We start from the raw sequence: 18,751 nt of genomic DNA on the forward strand, positions 1-18,751 counted from the left end.
AGCCTGTATGTTCGAATGCATAGACACCGGCCGTAAAGCCAGCGGCAATCCGATCTCCGGTGTCGTCAGAAAAGGCGATCTCGTCCTGACGGTCCAGATCCCTACCTGCCCGGAAACTGGCAAGCTGGTGGATGGCGGCATCGAGGCGCAGTCGCGCCAGGTCTTCGCCAATCTGAAGCAGGCGATGGAAGCCGCAGGCGGCTCGCTGGCCGATGTGATGCTGGTGCAGGTCTATATCGTCGATTCAGCCGACTGGGCCGCGATGCACAAGGTTTGGAGCGAAACCTTCAAGGCGCCTTTCCCGGCGCGCGCAACCGTCGTCGTCAAGGAACTCATGCTCGATGGCATGCTCATCGAGATCGTAGCCAATGCCCATTTGGGCTAGACGCAATCCATCGTCGCAGACCCGGAGGAGATTTCCCGAATGAACGCCCTTGCCAGATTTGCAGGTTCTGCATTGGCACTCGCATTGTCCAGCGTCGTTGCCATTCCCGCCTGGGCGGAAACCGACCTTACCAAACTCCTGCCCCAGTCGATCCGCGATGCCGGCACCTTGCGGGTGGTTGCTTCATCGAGCAGCAGCCCGCCGATGATCTTCGTAGGCACTGATGCGCGGACGCTCGAGGGGCTTGAAATCGAGCTTACGCAGGCGGTCGCCGATGCGCTTGGCGTGAAGCTGGAATTCGTTCACGGCACTTTCGACAGCCTGATCCCGTCGATCGCGGCGGATCGTGCCGATATTGCCGTTGGCTCGATCGGCGATCTGAAATCGCGCCAGGAACATGTCGATTTCATCGACTACGTGAAGGCGGGCATCGGCATGGCCGTGCCGACGGGCAACCCGAAGGGCATCACCGACCTGGACAGCCTGTGCGGCAAGACGGTCGCGGTGCTGCGCGGCACGTTCCAGGAAAAGGAACTCGCCGAACAGAAGGCCAAGTGCCAGTCCTCCGGAAGCGAACTGGACGTCCAGACCTTCTCCGACACCAATGCGGCCGTGATGGCGCTTCGTTCCGAGCGGGCCGACGCCTGGTCGGGCGACAGCGCGCCTGTCGGCTATGCCGTCAGCCAGTCTTCCGGGGCCCTGGAACTCGCCGGGAAAATGCGCGCCATCGCGCTGCTGGGCTATGCGGTGAACAAGGAGAACACCGAATTGCGGGACGCCGTCAAGGCGGCTCTCGAGGCTGTCCAGAGCAGCGGCAAGTACAAGGAAATCTTCAAAAAATGGGGCCAAAGCGACACGATGGTCGACAAGATCACCATCAATGACGCCTGGCTTTAGGACGCTTTCGGTTCATGACTGACGGATCTGCTCCCGGCACCGCTTCCCGGTCGGCCATCGCGCCGGCCGGGAAGCGGTCCAGCAACCCGGCCGGCGAGAACTTCGTCACCGTGCCGCTGCGCCATCCCTGGCGATGGTTCGGCGCGGCGGTGATGCTGTTCGTGCTGTTGTCGATCGCCGATCTGCTGGTCACAAATCCGCGCTGGCAGTGGAACAAGGTCTGGGAATATCTGTTCAGCGAGCCGATACTGATCGGGGTTGCCTATACGCTGATCCTCACCGTTCTGGCCGAAGTCGTGGGCATCAGTTTCGGCATCCTGCTGGCGATATTGCGACTGTCGGACAATCCGCTGCTTTCCTGGTCGAGCGCGGCATTCACCTGGATCTTCCGCGGCATACCGCCTCTGGTGATGATCCTCTTCATCTATTTCTTCTCCGCGCTCGTGCCGGTGCTTTCGATCGGCATTCCGTTCGGGCCGTCGATCGATATCGTAAAGACCAATACGGTCGTCACCCAGCTGTTCGCGGCGGTCGTCGGGCTCGGGCTTGCGCAGGCCGCCTATGTTTCCGAAATCGTGCGCTCGGGCATCCTCTCGGTTTCCCCCGGCCAGACGCGCGCGGGCCTCGCCCTCGGCATGACCCCGCTTCAGGCCATGCGCCACATCGTCTTCCCGCAGGCCATGCGCGTCGTCGTGCCGCCGCTGGGAAATGAGGTGATCTCCATGGTCAAGGCGACCTCGCTCGTCAGCGTGATCGCCTATATGGAACTTCTGACGACGGTCCAGGTCATCTACGCTCGCACCTTCGAACAGATTCCCATGCTGATGGTCGCGGTCATCTGGTACGGCATCATCACCTCGGTGCTCACCCTTGCCCAGTCCCAGATCGAAAGCCGGCTGAACAAGTCTGCGAAGAATGTGAAGGGGGCCAGATGACGGTGCACGCGCAACATGGCCAGCCACGCAAGGTGATGGTCGAGGCACAGGAGGTCTGCAAGCACTACGGACCCCTCGAAGTGCTGAAAGGCATCAACCTCAAGGTTCATCAGGGCGAGGTCGTGTGCATCATCGGCCCTTCGGGATCGGGCAAATCCACCCTGCTGCGCTGCATGAACCATCTGGAGCATGTGAATGCGGGACGCCTCTATGTGGATGGCGAACTGGTGGGATACCGCCAGGAAGCACACAAGCTCTATGAGCTGAAACCCTCGGAAGTATGCCTGAGACGGCGCGACATCGGCATGGTGTTCCAGCATTTCGAGTTGTTTCCGCATATGACGGCGCTGGAAAACCTCTGCCTGGCACCCACCGTCGTGCTGAAGCGCGCCCGCGCCGAGGTCGAGCGCGAGGCGCTGGAGATGCTGCAACGGGTCGGTCTGTCCGACCGGGCCGGCTACTATCCCTCCCAGCTTTCGGGAGGCCAGCAGCAACGCGTCGCCATCGCGCGCGCGTTGACCATGAACCCCAAGATCATGCTGTTCGACGAACCCACCTCGGCGCTTGATCCCGAACTCGTCGGCGAGGTTCTGAAGGTCATGCGCGACCTGGCGGCCTCCGGCATGACGATGGTGGTCGTCACGCATGAGATGGGCTTCGCCCGCGAAGTCGCCGACCGGGTGGTGATCATGGACGGCGGGCGCATCATCGAGGATGGCCCTCCCGCCGACATATTCTCCAATCCCCGGAGCGAACGGGCGCGCACCTTCCTCGAACGCCTCCTGGCGTGATCGGCTCAATCAAGTCACGACAAAAGGATCCGGCCATGGATGATACCGTTCTGGTGCTGGGCGGCGGCGTCGCCGGCCTCTCGGTCGCCCGCAGCCTGCAACTGGTCGGCCGCCGCGTTGCAATCATAGATCCCTTACCCTCGCCGGGCGGAGCGTCGTTCGGCAATGGCGGTTTCATCTCGCCCGACAGTTTCATGCCGGGCGCGCAGCCGGGCATGCTGCGCAGCCTACCCGGCTGGCTGCGCGATCCGCTTGGCCCGCTGGCCATCGACCCCGGCTATGTGTGGCGAGCCTTGCCCTGGTTCATGCGGTGGCTGAAGGAGGGGCGCCTGGATCGCATGACGCGCCTGGCGCACGGCATCCATGCCCTGCATGCGCCGGCGCTGCGCGAATGGCGTCGGCTTCTCGGCCCTGACCTCTACCATCGCTATATACGCGAGGAGGGAGAGGTCATTCTCGGCGATACGCAACCTGCCGGCTCCGCCTTCGAGGTCGAGCAGCGCCTGACCGCCCGGTTCGGCCTCGATGTGGACATTCTCTCCCGCGCCGACATCGAGCGGCTGTACCCGGAAATATCCGACTGCGTCCGGTTCGGCCTGCTCAAGCGCGGCAACGCGCACACGGTCAGCCCCGGTGGGGTGAACGCCGCTCTCGCCGAAAACATCGTGGCCGAGGGCGGATCGTTTCATCGCGAACGCGTGCTCAAGCTCATCCCGGAAGGCGACCGGTGGCTGGTGCTCACGTCAACGGGCAATCATCGGGCGCGCGATGTGGTGGTCGCCTGCGGGGTGTGGTCCAACCAGCTTCTCAAGCCACTGGCCCTCGACATACCTCTGGAGAGCCAGCGCGGCTATCACGTCATGCTGCCCAACGATCAGGTGGAGATCGGCCTTCCCTTCATCCATCGCGGCAGGGGGATCGGGCTGACGCCTATGCTCGAAGGACTGCGCGTCGCCGGAACCGTCGAATTCTCCGGCGTTGACGGGGTGCCCAATGAAAAGCGCGCCGACCAGGCCCTTTACCACGCACGGCAATTGTTTCCCGGATTGACGGGCAAGCCCCTCTCGCTGTGGACCGGACAACGCCCGGCCACCCCGGACACCCTGCCCGTAGTGGGCGGGGTGCCAAACCGGCCCGGCCTGTGGCTGTGTTTCGGCCATGGCGCCTATGGCATGACAGGCGCGCCGCCGAGCGGGCGTCTCCTTGCGGAGCTGATCACCAGTCAGCCGACATTCATCGACGCGGCCACCTATGCCCCGACGCGTTTCTAGGCGCGCCGGATAATCTCGTCCTCCGGTCGGGCCAAATCGTTGCCTGCGAATCCTTCATCGACACGCGCATATTATCACGATGGTTGGTACTTCCTCTCACTCAAAGAGACAAGCTGGACCCGACCACGGATATCCGTCACGCGAATCCGCGGGCAGGAAGGCGGCGCAACCTCTTATCGGAGAGGTCTGGTTTGGTCGAACCGTCTTTTCCATTGAAGGAAGTCCACGGTTCAAACGTGATTTTGAGAGAATCTGATCAATGCGCGTGCCGACGTGAACCAGTTCTGCCGCTCAAATACCGTTGGGCCTGGGAAAAATACCTTTCCGGCTGCAACAACCACTGGATGCCGACCGAAGTTTCCATGCAGGCCGACATTGCGCTGTGGAAATCCAAGGATGGGCTGACCGATGATGAACGCCGGATGATCAAGCGCAATCTCGGCTTCTTCGCCGCCTCGGAAAGCTTGGTGGCGAACAACGTCGTGCTCGCCATTTACCGCCATCTCACCAACCCCGAATGCCGCCAGTATCTGTTGCGTCAGGCCTTCGAGGAGGCGATCCACACACACACCTTCCAGTACATCGTGGAAAGCCTGTCTCTGGACGAGGGTGAGCTGTTCAACATGTACCGTGAGGTGCCGTCGATCACCGACAAGGCGGCCTGGGCGCTGAAGCACACGCAGAGCCTCGACAACCCCGATTTCCGAACCGGTACACCGGGGACCGACAAGGCTTTCCTGCGCGACCTCGTCGCCTTCTACGTCATCTTCGAGGGTATTTGGTTTTACACGGGCTTTGCGCAGATACTGTCGCTTGGCCGCCGCAACAAGATGGTCGGCATCGCGGAGCAGTACCAGTACATATTGCGCGACGAGTCCATTCATCTGAATTTCGGCATCGACGTTATCAACCAGATCAAGCTGGAAAATCCACACCTCTGGACCGGAGCGTTCCAGGACGAGGTGCGCGGCATGATCGCGGAGGCCGCCGAGCTGGAGGCCGCCTACGGCCGGGATACGATGCCGCTCGGTTTCCTCGGCCTCAACGCGGCGCTGTGCGAGCAGTACATGCACTTCATCGCCAACCGTCGCTGCGCGCAGCTCGGTCTTTCGCCGGTTTTCGCCGAGGCGGAGAATCCTTTCCCCTGGATGTCCGAAGCGATGGATCTGAAGAAGGAGAAGAATTTCTTCGAGACACGCGTCATCGAGTATCAGAACGGCCGCGCATTGGCATGGGACTGAGCGTCCAACCACCGGGAGCGTGGCGGCCGTCCGCGCTTGCGCAGCCGGAGGAGGTGTTCCTGTCCTGGGTGATGGCGCTTCCGGAAACTGCCGACGCTACGCTACCGAAGCCGAAATCCTGCGCCTCGACAAGCGCATCTACAAGCTGCCGCATGGCAGTTACCGGTAGGATCCTGCAGCCATAAATCTCATCTGACGATGCAATGGGCGAGGATGCTTATCCATCCCGATAAGGTCGAGTTCAAGTTGGGGTAGTCTATGCGCGAAAGCTATAAATTTCCCTATGCTCATAACACCTATGACGATGAAATCGGCGGATTTATGGGGTTCGACGTGAGTAACGGCAAGCACATCACTTCAGGTTCTCCGGTGCAGGTTCTGGACGATTGATCACCCTTCTTCGACGGCAATTTCCTCTATTATCCCAGTCGCCGCCAGCATTTGGCAACGTTCAAGGTCATCATCGATGCGCTGCGGCATCGCAGGTAGAAATGAACATAAACTGAAAGACCGGGGGCATCCGGGCTGCTCATCCGTTATCACGGCAAGTTTCAGCATTCTGCCGTGCGCGCTTCCGCGAACAGCCAGTCGCGGACCGACTGGCTGGCGGGGCTCAGCGGATTGTCCTGCGGCTGGAGCAGGAAATAGCCGGAGGTGGTGCAAATGCTGTTCGGCAGCGGTCTGATCAAGGTCCCTTCCGCGAGATGCCCGTCCACCAGATGACGCCAGCCGAGCGCGACCCCCAGGCTGTCGACTGCCGCCTGGATGGCGAGTGCATAGGTATTGAAGGTCAGGCTGGCGGCGCCCTCGGTTTCGGGGAGGCCGCTGCTGGTCAGCCAGCGGGCCCAGTCCATCCACTCGGTGTGGTGGCTGGCGACCTCGATGAAGGTGCAGTGGCGCAGGGCTTCGAGCAGATGAAGGCCCTTCTGATCCGCGTAAGCAGGCGCACACACCGGAAAGATCTCTTCATCCAGCAGTAGCTCTGCCTCAAAGTTCTCCCATTGGCCTTCTCCCCGCAGAATGATCAGATCGTGTTCGCTGGCCAGGGCTTCGCGGTCCAGGTCCGTGGAGACCAGGTGAATGTCGAGGTCCGGGTGATCGCGCCGCAGCCGCGGCAACCGTGGCATGAGCCAGAGCGTAGAAATCGATTGCGTGGCGGCCAGCGACACCCGTGGGCGCCGGGCTGCTTCCTGCAGGCCTTCAACTCCCTTCTCTACGGCGTCCAGCGCCTCACGCACATGCCGCAGAAAGCTCTTCCCCTCGGCGGTAAGCTGCACCGACCGGTGCCCTCGGCGAAAAAGGCGCACTCCGAGATGCTCTTCCAGAAGCTTCACCTGCCGGCTGATGGCCGCCTGACTCAGGTTGAGCCGTTCTGCCGCGGCTGTAAATCCGCCTAGGCGTGCCGCTGCTTCGAAGGCAATGAGATAGTCCAGAGGAGGTAATCGCTGTCGACGTCTTCGCATTAAAAATCCTGGGCCTGAGCCTCAGACAATGCTGCTTTACGTAACCGCCCTGTCAATAGCTAATTGGTGCGTAACGAAGGGAGGGCGCCAATGGGCATTATCCAGCAGTTCGAAAGACCTATGGTCCGCGGCGGCGTCTTGATCCCGGGGCTGCCCGTGCTCCCGCCGGGCGTCGAACGCCATCCGGTGCCAGGAGGCGGATCGCGTGCGGTCGCGATCGAGGCAGGTGACGTCATCACGGTTGTGGACCGGGCAGGTCTCCAGCTCTGTGAACTCGTCTTCTTCGATCCTGAGGGGCGTTCCGACCCGGCGCGGCTGGGCGCAGGCTCCTCGGACGAGCCGACAGGAACACGCAACATTCTGGGTTCTGACGAAGTATCGGCACGCCGGGTGCGAAATGCCCTTGAGAAGGCCGGCTTCGACCTGGCTGCAGCCCGCTGCATCCGCCTGTTTGGGGAGGGGTCGCCGGCCGGCAACAGCATCAGTTTCACGGCGGAGGGACCGGGGCTGTTGATCGTGGCGGCTCCCGGCGAGGCAATGGCCGTCGACAGGCAGAACGCACCCACCGAACTGGTGCTGTATGTCCGGCGGGCGAGACCGGCGATCGGCAAGGAGCGTCGTCCGCCGCCCGATCCCCTGGCGGATCCCCTGATAGACAAGAATATTCTGCCGGGGCAGGCTTTTGTCTACGAGGTGAAGAAGGGTCAGTACATCCAGGTTCTGGACGTCCAGGGGCGGGAGTGTTCAGATTTCCAGGCCCTGGATATGCGCGCGGTAGAACAGGGGCGCATCGCGGCTATCGACCCTACGACGACCCGCAGCCTTAGCGGCGAACTCTACCCGAAGCCTGGCATGTTCGCGCGCTACTATTCGGTAGACATGCAGCCGCTGGTGGAACTCGTGCAGGATACCTGCGGCCGGCACGATACCTTCGGCCTGGCCTGCACGGCTCGCTACTACGAGGACCTGGGCTATCCCGGCCATGTGAACTGTACCGACAATATCAATCGGGAACTGTCTCACTACGGGTTGCCGACCCAGGGTGGCTGGCCAGCCATCAACTTCTTCTTCAATACCATGCTGGATGACGCCAACGCCATCAACATGGATGATCCTTGGTCGCGCCCGGGCGACTACGTCCTGATGCGCGCCCTAACCGATGTGCTTTGCGTCTCCACTGCCTGCCCCTGTGACATCGATCCCGCCAACGGATGGGATCCGACCGATATCCAGGTGCGGGTCTACGACCATCATGAAGAGTTTCCCAGATCCATAGGTTTCCGTATGACCGTTGACGCAGATCTGCAGCCGACCAAGAAGACGGCTTTTCACGAGTGCTTCGCTCAGCACACGCGGGATTTCGTCGAGTACAATGGGTACTGGCTTCCCAACAAGTTCACCGCTCACGGCACGATCGCCGAGTACTGGGCTTGCCGCGAGAAGGCGGTGATCATGGACCTGAGCCCGTTGCGCAAATACGAGATCACCGGTCCCGACGCAGAGGCGCTGATGCAGCTCAGCGTCACCCGCAACATGAAGAAGCTGAGCGTCGGACAGGTTGTCTACACAGCCATGTGCTATGAGCACGGAGGTATGGTCGACGACGGGACCGTCTTCCGCCTTGACCAGAACAACTTCCGCTGGGTGGGAGGCTGTGGCACTTCGGGGCTCTGGCTGCGGGAACAGGCGGAAAAGCACGGTATGAACGCCTGGATCCGGCCGTCAACGGATCAGCTTCACAACGTTGCCGTTCAGGGGCCGCGCAGTCGTGACATTCTGCGTGAGATCATCTGGACCAGGCCCGAGCGTCCTACGGTCGATGAACTCGGCGTGTTCCGCTTCACCATAGGGCGCATCGGCGACTTCCATGGCCCCGCCGTGATCGTGTCGCGGACGGGCTATACGGGCGAACTCGGCTACGAGGTCTTCTGCCACCCAAAGGATGCCAAGGCCGTCTTCGAGGCCATCTGGGAGGCGGGACAGCCCTACGGTCTGACGCCTTTTGGACTTGCGGCCCTGGACATGGTTCGCATCGAAGCAGGGCTTGTCTTCGCCGGCTACGAGTTTACGGACCAGACCAATCCATTCGAAGCAGGAATCGGCTTCACGGTGCCTCTCAAATCCAAGGAGGACGACTTCATTGGCCGCACAGTGCTGCAGGAGCGCAATGCGCATCCGACCCGCAAGCTTGTCGGCCTGGACCTCGTGGGTAACGAGGTGCCTTCCAAGGGCGACTGCGTGCGCATCGGGCGAGCTCAGGTCGGACAGATCACATCGGCCGTGCGATCCCCAATCCTCGGCAAGGTCATTGCCCTGTGCCGGATGGATGCCGCTCACGCCGAAGAGGGTACCCAAGTGGAGGTCGGCCAGCTGGATGGGTTCCAGAAACGGATCCCGGCGGTGGTTGTAAGATCGCCCCACTTTGATCCGACCAAGGAACGGGTCAAGGGCAACTATGCCTGATCATCGCCCCAAGGTGGTTCGCCCGCCTTGGGGCGATGTTGTCTTCAGCCTCGGTGAGGATGGATCGCGGTCCCGAATCAGAAGCAGCCCTGCTTCCGGCGCGGGGTGTTCGGCTTCGGTCGTTCAATAATAAGAGCAATACCGAAAAAGGGAGGAGTGTGAGGGATATGGTAGAACCATATTATCAGTTTACGACGACAACGACGCTGTTGCTGCTTTTAGCTTTTTATGGCGGCACGTTTCTCATGTCGCTTCTTGTGCGACACAAGAACGAAAACGTCGATGGTTACATGGTCTCCAGCGGGCAGGTTGGCTTCGGTATTTCCGCCGCCAGCATGACCGCGACCTGGATCTGGGCCGCCTCCTTCTATGCTGCCGCCAGTTCCGCCTATACCTATGGTCTGTCGGGCGCCATGCACTACGGCTTCTGGGGCGCCTTGATGATTCTCTTCATCTATCCCTTCGGTCAGCGCTTTCGGAAGCTCGCTCCGAATGCCCATACGCTTGGCGAACTGATGCATGCGCGCCACGGCTCGTCCAGCCAGTTGATCCTCGCCTTGTCCAACGTGCTGGGAAGTTCCATCAGTTTGATGGTCAACTTCACCGCTGCCGGGGCCGTCGTCTCGATTCTCTCGCCACTGTCCTTCGTGCATGGCGTTCTGATCGCAGGTATCGGTACGCTCGCCTATACTTTCTGGTCCGGCTTCCGCGCCTCTATCCTCACTGACGTGGCTCAGCTCATCGCCTTGATGGGGGTCGCCGTCATCATCATCCCCTGGGTCATGTTCAGCGCGGGCGGTCCTGAGGTCATGGTTCAGGGCCTGGAGCGTTTGACGGCCGAGCAGGCTGACTTCTTCTCCCGCACCGCGATCCTTGAACAGGGTGCGCCCTTCTTTGTGGCGGTGCTCGCCTACGCCATCGGCAATCAGACGATTGCCCAGCGGCTCTTCGCCGTGCGGCAGGACCTGATCAAACCGACCTTCCTGACCGCGACGCTTGGCTACGGTGCCGTTGTGATCGGACTGGGTATGATCGGGCTGATGGCCTTGCTGCTGGGTGTTCAGCCGGATGGTGGCGATCTGAACAACATCATTCCCCAGATGGCCTCCACGTACCTGCCGCCCTTCATGATCGGCCTGTTCTTCCTCCTGGTGGTCGCTTCTCTGTCCTCCACCGCGGATGCCGATCTCACCGCCCTGTCGGCCATCATGATGACCGACGTCTACGCCAAGAACATCGTGAAAGGCCGAGCGGACCCGCAGAAGATGCTCCTGATCGGGCGTCTCACCATGATCGTGGCCACGATGGTCGGTCTGATACTCGCCAGCTTCGCGCTTGATATCCTCGTCATGCTCGTTTTCGTGGGCGCCTTATGGGGCACGGTGGTATTCCCGGTCATTGCCAGTTGCTATTGGCCGCGGGTGACGAACCGCGCCTTCACGTGGGCAGTTCTGGGCGGGATGCTGCTCTTCACCACTGTCCGGTTCGAGCTCCTGCCCATGGTGGGCGTCGTCGGCTTCGGCTTCGAGATGATAGCGGCCGTCGGTGCCGGCGTCGTGGCTGGTCTCATGAGCTTCGGCTTTTTCGGTCGCACTGTCGGCCTGGCTGTGGGCCTTATAGCCACTCTCGTCAGTGCGTGGTACTTCGCCGGCTTCCTCGGCGACTACACCGTGTTGCTCGCCTCGCTCGTCGCTTATGGCGCCAGCACCATCATCTGTGTGGCTCTCAGCCTGATGAGCCAGGAGCACTTCGACTTCGACCTCATCGCACAGCGGGTCCGGCGCTTCCAGGCAACGGATGCGCAGCCGGATGAGACCGGCGCCGTCCCGGCACCCCAACCGAGCCCAGCCGAATAGGAGGAAGCATCATGACGACACTGTGGCTTACTCTCTACATTCTCATCTGGCCGTCGATTTCAGCGGTCGTCCTTTTTGTGATCGTCCGTGGTTTCTTCCGGGATATGCGTGCGGCACGTCAGGCTGGTCGGGACATGGTGTAGAGGCCGGGACGTTCGCACCGGGGTGATCGGGTGCGAACGTCCCATCTTCCGGCACGTCTTCCTGAGCGCAGCGAAGGATCTCGAGTCGGAGAGGGGCACTATTGTCGCGTACAGCACTCTCTTCGTCCCTGTGTCGTGCCGGGCGGTGATAGTGACACCGGGAATATCACTCCAGCCACCCCTGTCCTGTCCCTGCTGGAAATCAATTGCGCTCGTAGTGTTGCGACACAGCACACCGACATGACGGCTGTTCAGGGAGATGTTGAAAGGGCATGCGCTCGCTTTCGCGCTATCAGAAGGGGAGCATGATCAAATGAAGCTGCTTTTCATTGCGCTCCGCAACCAGAAACTCCGGAACGCAATGGAACAACGCTAAGGTCCGTTGAGAATTCTGAAGTTATGGGAGTTCGTAGGCGATAAAGATACAGCACTTCCGCGAATTGCTTTCTTAACTTTCCTAATTGCAGGATTGAATGTTGCGCGTCCCGCCATGGGAAGCCATGTTGTCGAACATGAGAGGCACAAGCAGCGTTCGATACGATTGGACACCTGACGTTTGGTCATGGGAGCCGGACAATGAACGCTGGTCGCCTGCGCACGGGCCTGCGCCGTTCCCAACCTTCCTCGAAGTTTCGACGGATGGTGTGAGTGCGCACGAAGCCTATGATTTCTGGCGCGAAGCGGTTTTCTACAATTTCGATGCCGATCGGCCCAGTCAGGAGCAGCACTCGTCTTTTTGCGGTCTCGGACGCGTGGTCCTGACCCGGGAAGCCGAGTTCTATAGCTATCGCTCGGATGCTGTATCCGGTGGTCGGGAGAAAACACATATCGAGGCAGACGGACGGACAGACGTCGAACTGGGGGTCGTCCTTTCCGGTCACCGCCGCTATCGCCTCGATGACGATAGTTCAGGCCAAGCCGGACCGGGCGCATTCTTTGTCTTTGATGAAGCTCGACCCTGCCGCGTTGCCTGGGATGCTCATTCCGGCATGCATCTCTCCTTGCGCCGCGAGGCTGTTGAAGCCGCTCTCGGATGTCCCATGCCATCGAGCGGGAGCATTGCGGATGCGCTTGGCCGATCACGCCTGGCACCGGTGCTCAAGAGCCAGTTCGCGCTTATTTCCAAACATATGGATCGGCTCGATCCAGGCATGCGCGGCTTCTTGCTACACCAAACAGCGGAGCTTGCGCTTTACGCGATCGGCCGGCTCGGACTGGCAAAGAGCGTCGGCGAACGGGAGCGTGCCGCCTTGTTCGCCGCCGCGCAACGCATCATCGAAACGCATTATGGAAATCCGGCGTTCGGCGTTGCCATGCTCGTCCAGGCTCTCGGCTGCTCGCGGGCCACGCTCTACCGTGCCTTTGCCGACCACGGGATGACGGTCGTCGATGCCATACGCAATATCCGGCTGACGCACGCTCGTCGGATGCTGGAGGTGACAGACAATCACGTGCTGATCGCCAATGTTGCGCTGCGTTGTGGTTTCGAGGATCCACCAAACTTCAATCGGGCGTTCCGCCGCCGCTTTGGCATGAGCCCTAGCGAAGCGCGTCACAGGGCGCGCGATCGCCTGCCTGATTCCTGAAGAGAACAAACTAGAGCCAACCTGCTGTTCGGGTTACCTGACTCCGTGAAGCTTTAGTCAGTAAGTTTCCGTTAGCCATAAACACCAGTGAGACGTTAGGGCAATTGACGTTGCCCCCAGGTTTTATCCAGTTTTGAGTTCGTTTCCGGCGTTGTCTTTGCCCTGCTGGGCGGGTGAAGCAGCGGGCGTTGGCGCGGAGCTTTTGGCAGTGCGCAGCGCCAGGGCCCGTCGCGTGTGGAAGGTCAGAGCGAACTCGTCGGGCGTCTTCCAGCCGAGCTTCGAGTGCGGGCGCGAGCCATTGTAGTCCGTCCGCCAGATGCTCAGCATCGCGCGGGCCTGAGCCAGCGAGGAGAACAGCGTTTCGTTGAGCAACTCGTCGCGTAGGCGGCCGTTGATGGGGAAGACGGCCCCGCTCCCGATAAGGGACCGTATATTGGTCCCACACTGCAAAAAGGAGCATTCCGATGAACCCAGCCACCGTAGGCCTCGACCTCGCCAAGAATGTTTTTCACGTCCATGTCGTCGATGCATCTGGCAGGACGATTGATAGCAAAAGGCTCACTCGCCGTGATCTCCTTCCCTATTTCAAAGCGTTGCCGCTTTGCCTGATCGGTATTGAGGCCTGTGCAACTGCCCACAATTGGGCCCGTCAGTTGCAAGGGCTCGGCCATGACGTGCGCCTGATTCCTCCAAGTTACGTCAAACCTTTCGTGCGTCGCGGCGCAAAGAATGACGCCACTGACGCCGCGGCAATTTGTGAGGCAGTGACCCGACCCAACATCCGCTTTGTTCCGATCAAATCGCGTGATGATCAGGCGTTCCTGATGCTGCACAGAGCCCGAGGCCTTCTGGTTAGGCAGCGAACCATGGCGGCGTGTGCGCTCCGGGCGCACTTGGCCGAGTATGGGATTATTGTCGCGCAGGGCATACACCGGGTTGACGCCCTCATTGCGAAGCTGGATGAGATACGAGCAGACCTTCCTTATGATGCGTCCTTCGCATTGGATGCTCTCGTCGGACAACTTGATACTCTGAACCGGCAGATCGATCGAATCGATGTCCGACTGGCTGAGATTCACAAGACCAATGCGATTTGCCGCTTGCTTGCGACCATACCGGGAATCGGGCCGATCACCGCGACCGCATTCGCCGCCACCGTACCGGATCCGTCCACGTTTCGATCAGGGCGTGAGTTTGCGGCCTGGCTCGGCCTGACGCCACGCCAAAACTCATCGGGTGGCAAGCACAGGCTCGGTGGCATCACCAAACAAGGGGATCGGTATCTCCGCCATCTGCTGGTATTGGGAGCGCGGACCGTGGTGCGCTATCCAAAAGCCCGTTCTCGTGTAGATGGTCCATGGATTGAAGCTTTGCTGGAACGCCGCCGCCCAATGAAGGCACTCTCCTCGGGAGCGATCACGCCCTTGGCGGTGCCCTTGGGCGGCCGGTCTGGATCGGTAAGCGAACCGGTGAAGTTCACGCGCTTTGACGCCGGCGGCAGCACGACGGTGGAGATCGTGCTGGGTGACGTCGTCATGCGGGTGAACGGCGCTATCGATCCGGATCAGTTGGCGGGGCTTATCAGCGCGGTGCGCAAGGCATGATCGCGTCGGGCGTTGTGGTTTACGTATCGGCGCAACCGGTCGACTTCCGCAAGGCAGCGGCATCCTTGATGGCCCTGGTCAGGGATAGCGGTCTCGATCCGTTCTCCGGAGCGCTTCATGTGTTCCGGTCGAAGCGGGCGGACCGGGTTCGCATCGTCTGGTGGGACGGCAGCGGCGTCTGTCTCTATTCGAAAACCCTGGAAGATGACAGCTTCTGCTGGCCGGGTGTATCGACGGCGCGGCTACGTCTCGACCACTCCCAGCTCATGGCGCTTCTTGCTGGAATGGACTGGAAAAAGATCCGTCCGGCCAAAATCCAGCGGCCTTTGATGACGGGCTGAAACCGGCCTGCGGCAAGATGAATCATGCGGCTGTAACGCTTGGGAAAGCGGCGGTTTTTGTGCTCTTCTGCTTGCCATGGCTTTATCGGCTCTCGCCCTTCCCGACGATGTTGATGCGCTGAAGGCGCTGATCCTCGCGATGGCCGAGGAGCGTGCTGCAAACGAAGTTCGTCTTGCAGCGGCGGCGGCCGAGATCGCCCGGCTGGAGACAGTCGAGAAAAGCGCCAACGAGCGGATCGCCAACCTCACGACGATCCTGAAGGTTCTGCAGCGCACACAACAGGGCACGCGTTCCGAGCGGCTGCGCCTGACGGTCAACGACGAGCAGGCCGCCTTTGCCTTCGAGGAGGTCGAGACCGGTCTTGCGGCGATCCGGAGCGAGCTTGATCGCGCATCCGGTGGCAAACCGAAACGTGCTCCCCGTCCGCGCAAGGGTTTTGCCGCTCACCTCGAACGCATCAAGGAGGTGGTCGAGCCGGAAATCCCTGCCGACTGTGCGGGGCTGGAAAAGGTTTTGATCGGCGAAGACCGCTCCGAACGACTGGACGTCGTACCGCCGAAGTTCCGGGTCATCGTGACGCGCCGCCCCAAATACGCTTTCCGGGGTCGTGACGGCGTGGTCCAGGCCCTGGCGCCGGCACACATCATTGAAAGCGGCCTGCCGACGGAACGGCTGCTGGCCTATATCGCCGTGTCGAAATACGCCGACGGCCTTCCGCTTTACCGGCAGGAGGCGATCTATCTGCGCGACGGCGTCGAGATCAGCCCGGAATTTGATGGCGCAGTGGATGGGGCATCTGGGCTTCGAGTTGCGGATGCTCGCCGATTACATCCTCGAGCGGGTCAAGGAGGGCGACAGGGTCTTCGCCGACGAAACGACCTTGCCCACCCTTGCGCCCGGTTCGGGCAAGGCTATGAAAACGTGGCTCTGGGCCTACGCACGCGATGATCGGCCCTATGGCGGAACCGGCCCGCCGATGGTGGCCTATCGTTTTGAAGACAGCCGCAGCTCGGAATGCGTGGCGCGCCATCTCGCCGGATTCAACGGCATCCTGCAGGTCGATGGATACACGGCCTATACCAGCCTGGCCAAGGCGCGGGTTAAAGCCGGAAGCAATGAAGCGATCCGGCTCGCCGGGTGCTGGGCGCATCTGAGGCGCAAGTTTTACGACCTGCACATCAGCGGGCTCTCGCAGGCCGCGACGAATACGGTTATCGCCATGAGCGCGCTGTGGAAGGTCGAGGATGAGGTTCGCGGCAAGGATGCCGATACCAGAGCGACGCTACGTCAGGAAAAGTCCGCGGCCATCGTCGCCGCACTCTTCGACCTGTGGGAGAAGGAACTGCGCAAAATCTCCGGGAAATCCAAGACCGCCGAGGCGATCCGCTGGCGCGAGGCACTGGAGCGGTTCCTAGCAGATGGCCGCATCGAGATCGACTCCAACATCGTCGAACGGGCGATCAGGCCCCAGACAATCACCAGAAAAAATAGCCTGTTTGCCGGAAGTGACGGCGGTGGACGCACCTGGGCGACACTGGCCACTCTTCTCCAGACCTGCAAAATGAACAGTGTCGATCCGCTCGACTGGCTCTCCCAGACCTTGATCCGTATCGCTCAGGGCTGGTCGGCAGCCGAAATCGAAATGCTCATGCCCTGGAACTTCAGGCCTGATGTTATCGGCTGACCGCTTACGCTGTTCGGCTTGCCTGACTCCGTGAAGCTTTAGTCAGTAAGGTTCCGTTAGCCATAAACACAGTGAGACGTTAGGGCAATCGGCCTGATACGATGTGGTTATCAGCTTCCGTTCTCCGGCGATAAGACTTTACCGCCGAGAGGCGTGAACCGGTGTTCGTCCGGAACTTTTTGCATAGTCATCAGCACCGGCCGCTGCCGGCCAACGTGCTGGCGCCGGACTCACCACGACACGCCTTCAGGTTCACACTCTTCAACGACCAGAGGACGCTACGATGGGCATTCCGAGAAAAATGATTCCGATCGTCTTGAAGCAGACAACTCCGACGGAGTTGACACCGGCGCGTTTGCGCGAGCAGCTCCACAACATCGGTCTCACCTGCGAACACACCGATGAACAGCGCCTTAAAAGGTATATCGATGACGTCAGGAAGGAGATTCCGAAAGGCCGGACTGAAACCTTCGCAATTTTCAAACCGCAGGAAAGCCGGCAGACGCTGTCGGCCTGGTTCGACACATCGCTCGACGATTGGGAGCTATCATCGCTTGGAAACTGGGAACCTGACGGACCGGGAATGGGATATGGCCCGGATCTGCATTATCTCATCTTCAAGCAGCATTTCGACTGGCTGAGAGATAACCGCCCAGGCTTTCCGAGTGCGGAAGAGGCCAACGCCTACAAGAAGCGATATGATTCAGTTGATGCGATCAAGGAAGCATTCAAGGAGCTTGCGACTACGGCGTCGGCTGCACTCGTCAAGGGTTTGAACAAGGATTCGATCGAATCGATTTTTTCGAATGCGATAGCGCCGCTCAATGACAAGAACGCGCGAGACTACGACAAGAAGAACAGCCGTGTCGTTTTTCTTGTTGAGAACTACGATCCAGCCTCGCGGGAAGCCGAAGGTATCGGCGCACTGGCAGTCGAATGGCATCTGATGATCAAGGATTACAAGGAGAAAAAGAAACTTTCCCATGACACGGAACTGAAGATCGAGGCACGCTCGATTCTTTATGGGGATCTTGCAGCTATGAAGGCTGATCTTCTGGCTGCTAAAGCCCATTTCAAGGGCCGTGCGTTCGCAGGCCGAGGCGCGGCGCTGATGGGTATTCCCGCCAAGGACACGGCCATCGAGATATATGAGAAGCGTCCGCCGGCCAATGAGACGACTTTCCTCAAGAGCCTGCCTCTGGATTCCGATTCCGAAAAGGCGCGGGTGATGGTGATGTTCACCCCTGATCTGCAAAATATCGGAAGTATCAACAACAGCGGGTCCAAGGCGACGGCGACTTATGCGAAGAGCGTGACGACGGGGTTCACTTTTTCCAGCACGCAGCAATTCAGCATCAAATCGGAGTTTGAGGCAGGGATTGTGCTTGCCAAGGGATCGCTGGAGATCGGGTTCACGCTCTCGTTCACGGAGCAGTCATCGAAATCCACCACCGAGACGATCAATTTCTCGGTTCCGCCGGGCGAGATTGCTTTCACCTACCAAGGTGATGTGCGTTGCCAGATTCTCGAATACGACCCGGTCATGGACACATATCAGTACAAAGCTTCCTCACGTTTTCTCTCGCCGGTTATTGCCTCGACGAAGGAACCGATCATTCCGGGGACGCAAGCCAGAATCCGTGCGATGAAGAGCGGATGAAGGCAACGGGATATTCGACCAATCGCGTTGAATTCCCGTTTGGTTGTGCAGCCATCGAGCGACACGAAGGTGCTCGCAATCTTCGTGTCGTGAGACGCATTGATAATCCCGCTGAGACACTCGGATTACCGCTGATGTCAAGAAACCGATTACATCATGGCAGCTTACTATGAAGACATGCGGCGGCGGCAATGCGGATAGTGACTGATTGCATAAATCTTGATCCAGCACGGGGAAAGGTTACGCGCGCCAGCGTGGGGCGCGGCTTATTGTTGGCGGGCTGCTCGTCCCTCACATTGATGTTCATGCTCTTTTCCTCCTCAAACGCCCAGGCCGACTGCCGCTGGTCAGGCGGAACGGGAAGTTGGTTTGATGCGAGCAAGTGGGACGACGAACCGGGCAGGCCGTGTTCGGGCGTTCCAACTTCTTC

At 60.3% G+C, this 18,751-nt stretch carries 12 protein-coding genes and 5 pseudogenes; 15 read left to right on the forward strand and 2 right to left on the reverse strand.

The features are described 5' to 3' along the window. The first annotated feature begins 7 nt into the window (after positions 1 to 7). The 7 genes and pseudogenes from C7441_RS13560 to C7441_RS24610 all read left to right on the forward strand — a co-directional run. Positions 8 to 385, forward strand: coding sequence for a RidA family protein (locus tag C7441_RS13560; RefSeq protein WP_019170121.1), 378 nt, complete (start codon positions 8 to 10; stop codon positions 383 to 385). 39 nt (positions 386 to 424) lie between these two features. Further along, positions 425 to 1,282, forward strand: a complete 858-nt coding sequence (locus C7441_RS13565; RefSeq protein ID WP_109613319.1) for an ABC transporter substrate-binding protein — start codon at positions 425 to 427, stop codon at positions 1,280 to 1,282. A gap of 14 nt (positions 1,283 to 1,296) precedes the next feature. Beyond that, positions 1,297 to 2,217 carry an amino acid ABC transporter permease gene (locus C7441_RS13570; RefSeq protein ID WP_109613320.1) on the forward strand — a complete coding sequence of 307 codons (921 nt, stop codon included), beginning with the start codon at positions 1,297 to 1,299 and terminating at the stop codon, positions 2,215 to 2,217. Beyond that, positions 2,214 to 3,008: an amino acid ABC transporter ATP-binding protein gene (locus C7441_RS13575; RefSeq protein WP_280523570.1), complete on the forward strand. Its 795-nt coding sequence runs from the start codon at positions 2,214 to 2,216 to the stop codon at positions 3,006 to 3,008. Before C7441_RS13570 ends, C7441_RS13575 begins: the two co-directional genes overlap by 4 nt. Before the next feature lie 35 nt (positions 3,009 to 3,043). Beyond that, positions 3,044 to 4,279, forward strand: coding sequence for an NAD(P)/FAD-dependent oxidoreductase (locus C7441_RS13580; protein WP_146201469.1), 1,236 nt, complete (start codon positions 3,044 to 3,046; stop codon positions 4,277 to 4,279). Positions 4,280 to 4,525: 246 nt separating this feature from the next. Further along, positions 4,526 to 5,520 (forward strand): annotated as a pseudogene (locus C7441_RS13585) (ribonucleotide-diphosphate reductase subunit beta); the annotation flags it as partial. Positions 5,521 to 5,865: 345 nt separating this feature from the next. Then, positions 5,866 to 6,009, forward strand: a pseudogene (locus C7441_RS24610) (LysR family transcriptional regulator); the annotation flags it as partial. Between the two features lie 62 nt (positions 6,010 to 6,071). Here C7441_RS24610 and C7441_RS13595 read toward each other — a convergent pair. Beyond that, positions 6,072 to 6,983, reverse strand: coding sequence for a LysR substrate-binding domain-containing protein (locus C7441_RS13595; RefSeq protein WP_109613322.1), 912 nt, complete (start codon positions 6,981 to 6,983; stop codon positions 6,072 to 6,074). A gap of 90 nt (positions 6,984 to 7,073) precedes the next feature. Here C7441_RS13595 and C7441_RS13600 point away from each other — a divergent pair, with 90 nt between their 5' ends. From C7441_RS13600 to C7441_RS13610, 4 genes are all read left to right on the forward strand, one after another. After that, entirely contained in the window at positions 7,074 to 9,446 is a 2,373-nt protein-coding gene (locus tag C7441_RS13600) for a trimethylamine N-oxide demethylase (RefSeq protein ID WP_109613323.1), read from the forward strand. A 167-nt stretch (positions 9,447 to 9,613) separates the two neighbouring features. After that, positions 9,614 to 11,302 carry a sodium:solute symporter family protein gene (locus C7441_RS13605; RefSeq protein WP_019170029.1) on the forward strand — a complete coding sequence of 563 codons (1,689 nt, stop codon included), beginning with the start codon at positions 9,614 to 9,616 and terminating at the stop codon, positions 11,300 to 11,302. Between the two features lie 11 nt (positions 11,303 to 11,313). After that, complete coding sequence (locus C7441_RS24270) at positions 11,314 to 11,445, forward strand: putative transporter small subunit (protein ID WP_210205648.1); 132 nt, start codon at positions 11,314 to 11,316, stop codon at positions 11,443 to 11,445. A gap of 512 nt (positions 11,446 to 11,957) precedes the next feature. Continuing rightward, positions 11,958 to 13,031, forward strand: coding sequence for an AraC family transcriptional regulator (locus C7441_RS13610; RefSeq protein WP_244916159.1), 1,074 nt, complete (start codon positions 11,958 to 11,960; stop codon positions 13,029 to 13,031). A gap of 123 nt (positions 13,032 to 13,154) precedes the next feature. Here the strand turns inward: C7441_RS13610 and C7441_RS13615 are convergent. Further along, a pseudogene (locus C7441_RS13615) lies at positions 13,155 to 13,424 on the reverse strand (integrase core domain-containing protein); the annotation flags it as partial. Between the two features lie 71 nt (positions 13,425 to 13,495). Here C7441_RS13615 and C7441_RS13620 point away from each other — a divergent pair. The 4 genes and pseudogenes from C7441_RS13620 to C7441_RS13635 form a co-directional block, all read left to right on the forward strand. Beyond that, positions 13,496 to 14,425 (forward strand): annotated as a pseudogene (locus C7441_RS13620) (IS110 family RNA-guided transposase); the annotation flags it as partial. Between the two features lie 206 nt (positions 14,426 to 14,631). Further along, on the forward strand, positions 14,632 to 14,976 hold the full coding sequence (tnpB, locus tag C7441_RS13625) for an IS66 family insertion sequence element accessory protein TnpB (RefSeq protein WP_109613326.1): 345 nt from the start codon (positions 14,632 to 14,634) through the stop codon (positions 14,974 to 14,976). 76 nt (positions 14,977 to 15,052) lie between these two features. Beyond that, a pseudogene (tnpC, locus tag C7441_RS13630) lies at positions 15,053 to 16,661 on the forward strand (IS66 family transposase). Positions 16,662 to 16,944: 283 nt separating this feature from the next. Beyond that, the gene (locus C7441_RS13635; RefSeq protein WP_146201470.1) at positions 16,945 to 18,321 is read left to right on the forward strand and encodes a hypothetical protein; all 1,377 of its coding nucleotides are present in this window, start codon (positions 16,945 to 16,947) and stop codon (positions 18,319 to 18,321) included. Positions 18,322 to 18,751 lie beyond the last annotated feature (430 nt).

It is taken from the genome of Pseudaminobacter salicylatoxidans (assembly GCF_003148475.1).
Taxonomy (GTDB): domain Bacteria; phylum Pseudomonadota; class Alphaproteobacteria; order Rhizobiales; family Rhizobiaceae; genus Pseudaminobacter; species Pseudaminobacter salicylatoxidans.

Bases quoted from the DNA above. Each gene is read 5' to 3' on its own strand.
- C7441_RS13560 (WP_019170121.1), top strand. From the start codon at position 8: ATGTTCGAATGCATAGACACCGGCCGTAAAGCCAGCGGCAATCCGATC.
- C7441_RS13565 (WP_109613319.1), top strand. From the start codon at position 425: ATGAACGCCCTTGCCAGATTTGCAGGTTCTGCATTGGCACTCGCATTG.
- C7441_RS13570 (WP_109613320.1), top strand. From the start codon at position 1,297: ATGACTGACGGATCTGCTCCCGGCACCGCTTCCCGGTCGGCCATCGCG.
- C7441_RS13575 (WP_280523570.1), top strand. From the start codon at position 2,214: ATGACGGTGCACGCGCAACATGGCCAGCCACGCAAGGTGATGGTCGAG.
- C7441_RS13580 (WP_146201469.1), top strand. From the start codon at position 3,044: ATGGATGATACCGTTCTGGTGCTGGGCGGCGGCGTCGCCGGCCTCTCG.
- C7441_RS13595 (WP_109613322.1), bottom strand. From the start codon at position 6,983: ATGCGAAGACGTCGACAGCGATTACCTCCTCTGGACTATCTCATTGCC.
- C7441_RS13600 (WP_109613323.1), top strand. From the start codon at position 7,074: ATGGGCATTATCCAGCAGTTCGAAAGACCTATGGTCCGCGGCGGCGTC.
- C7441_RS13605 (WP_019170029.1), top strand. From the start codon at position 9,614: ATGGTAGAACCATATTATCAGTTTACGACGACAACGACGCTGTTGCTG.
- C7441_RS24270 (WP_210205648.1), top strand. From the start codon at position 11,314: ATGACGACACTGTGGCTTACTCTCTACATTCTCATCTGGCCGTCGATT.
- C7441_RS13610 (WP_244916159.1), top strand. From the start codon at position 11,958: ATGAGAGGCACAAGCAGCGTTCGATACGATTGGACACCTGACGTTTGG.
- tnpB (WP_109613326.1), top strand. From the start codon at position 14,632: ATGATCGCGTCGGGCGTTGTGGTTTACGTATCGGCGCAACCGGTCGAC.
- C7441_RS13635 (WP_146201470.1), top strand. From the start codon at position 16,945: ATGGGCATTCCGAGAAAAATGATTCCGATCGTCTTGAAGCAGACAACT.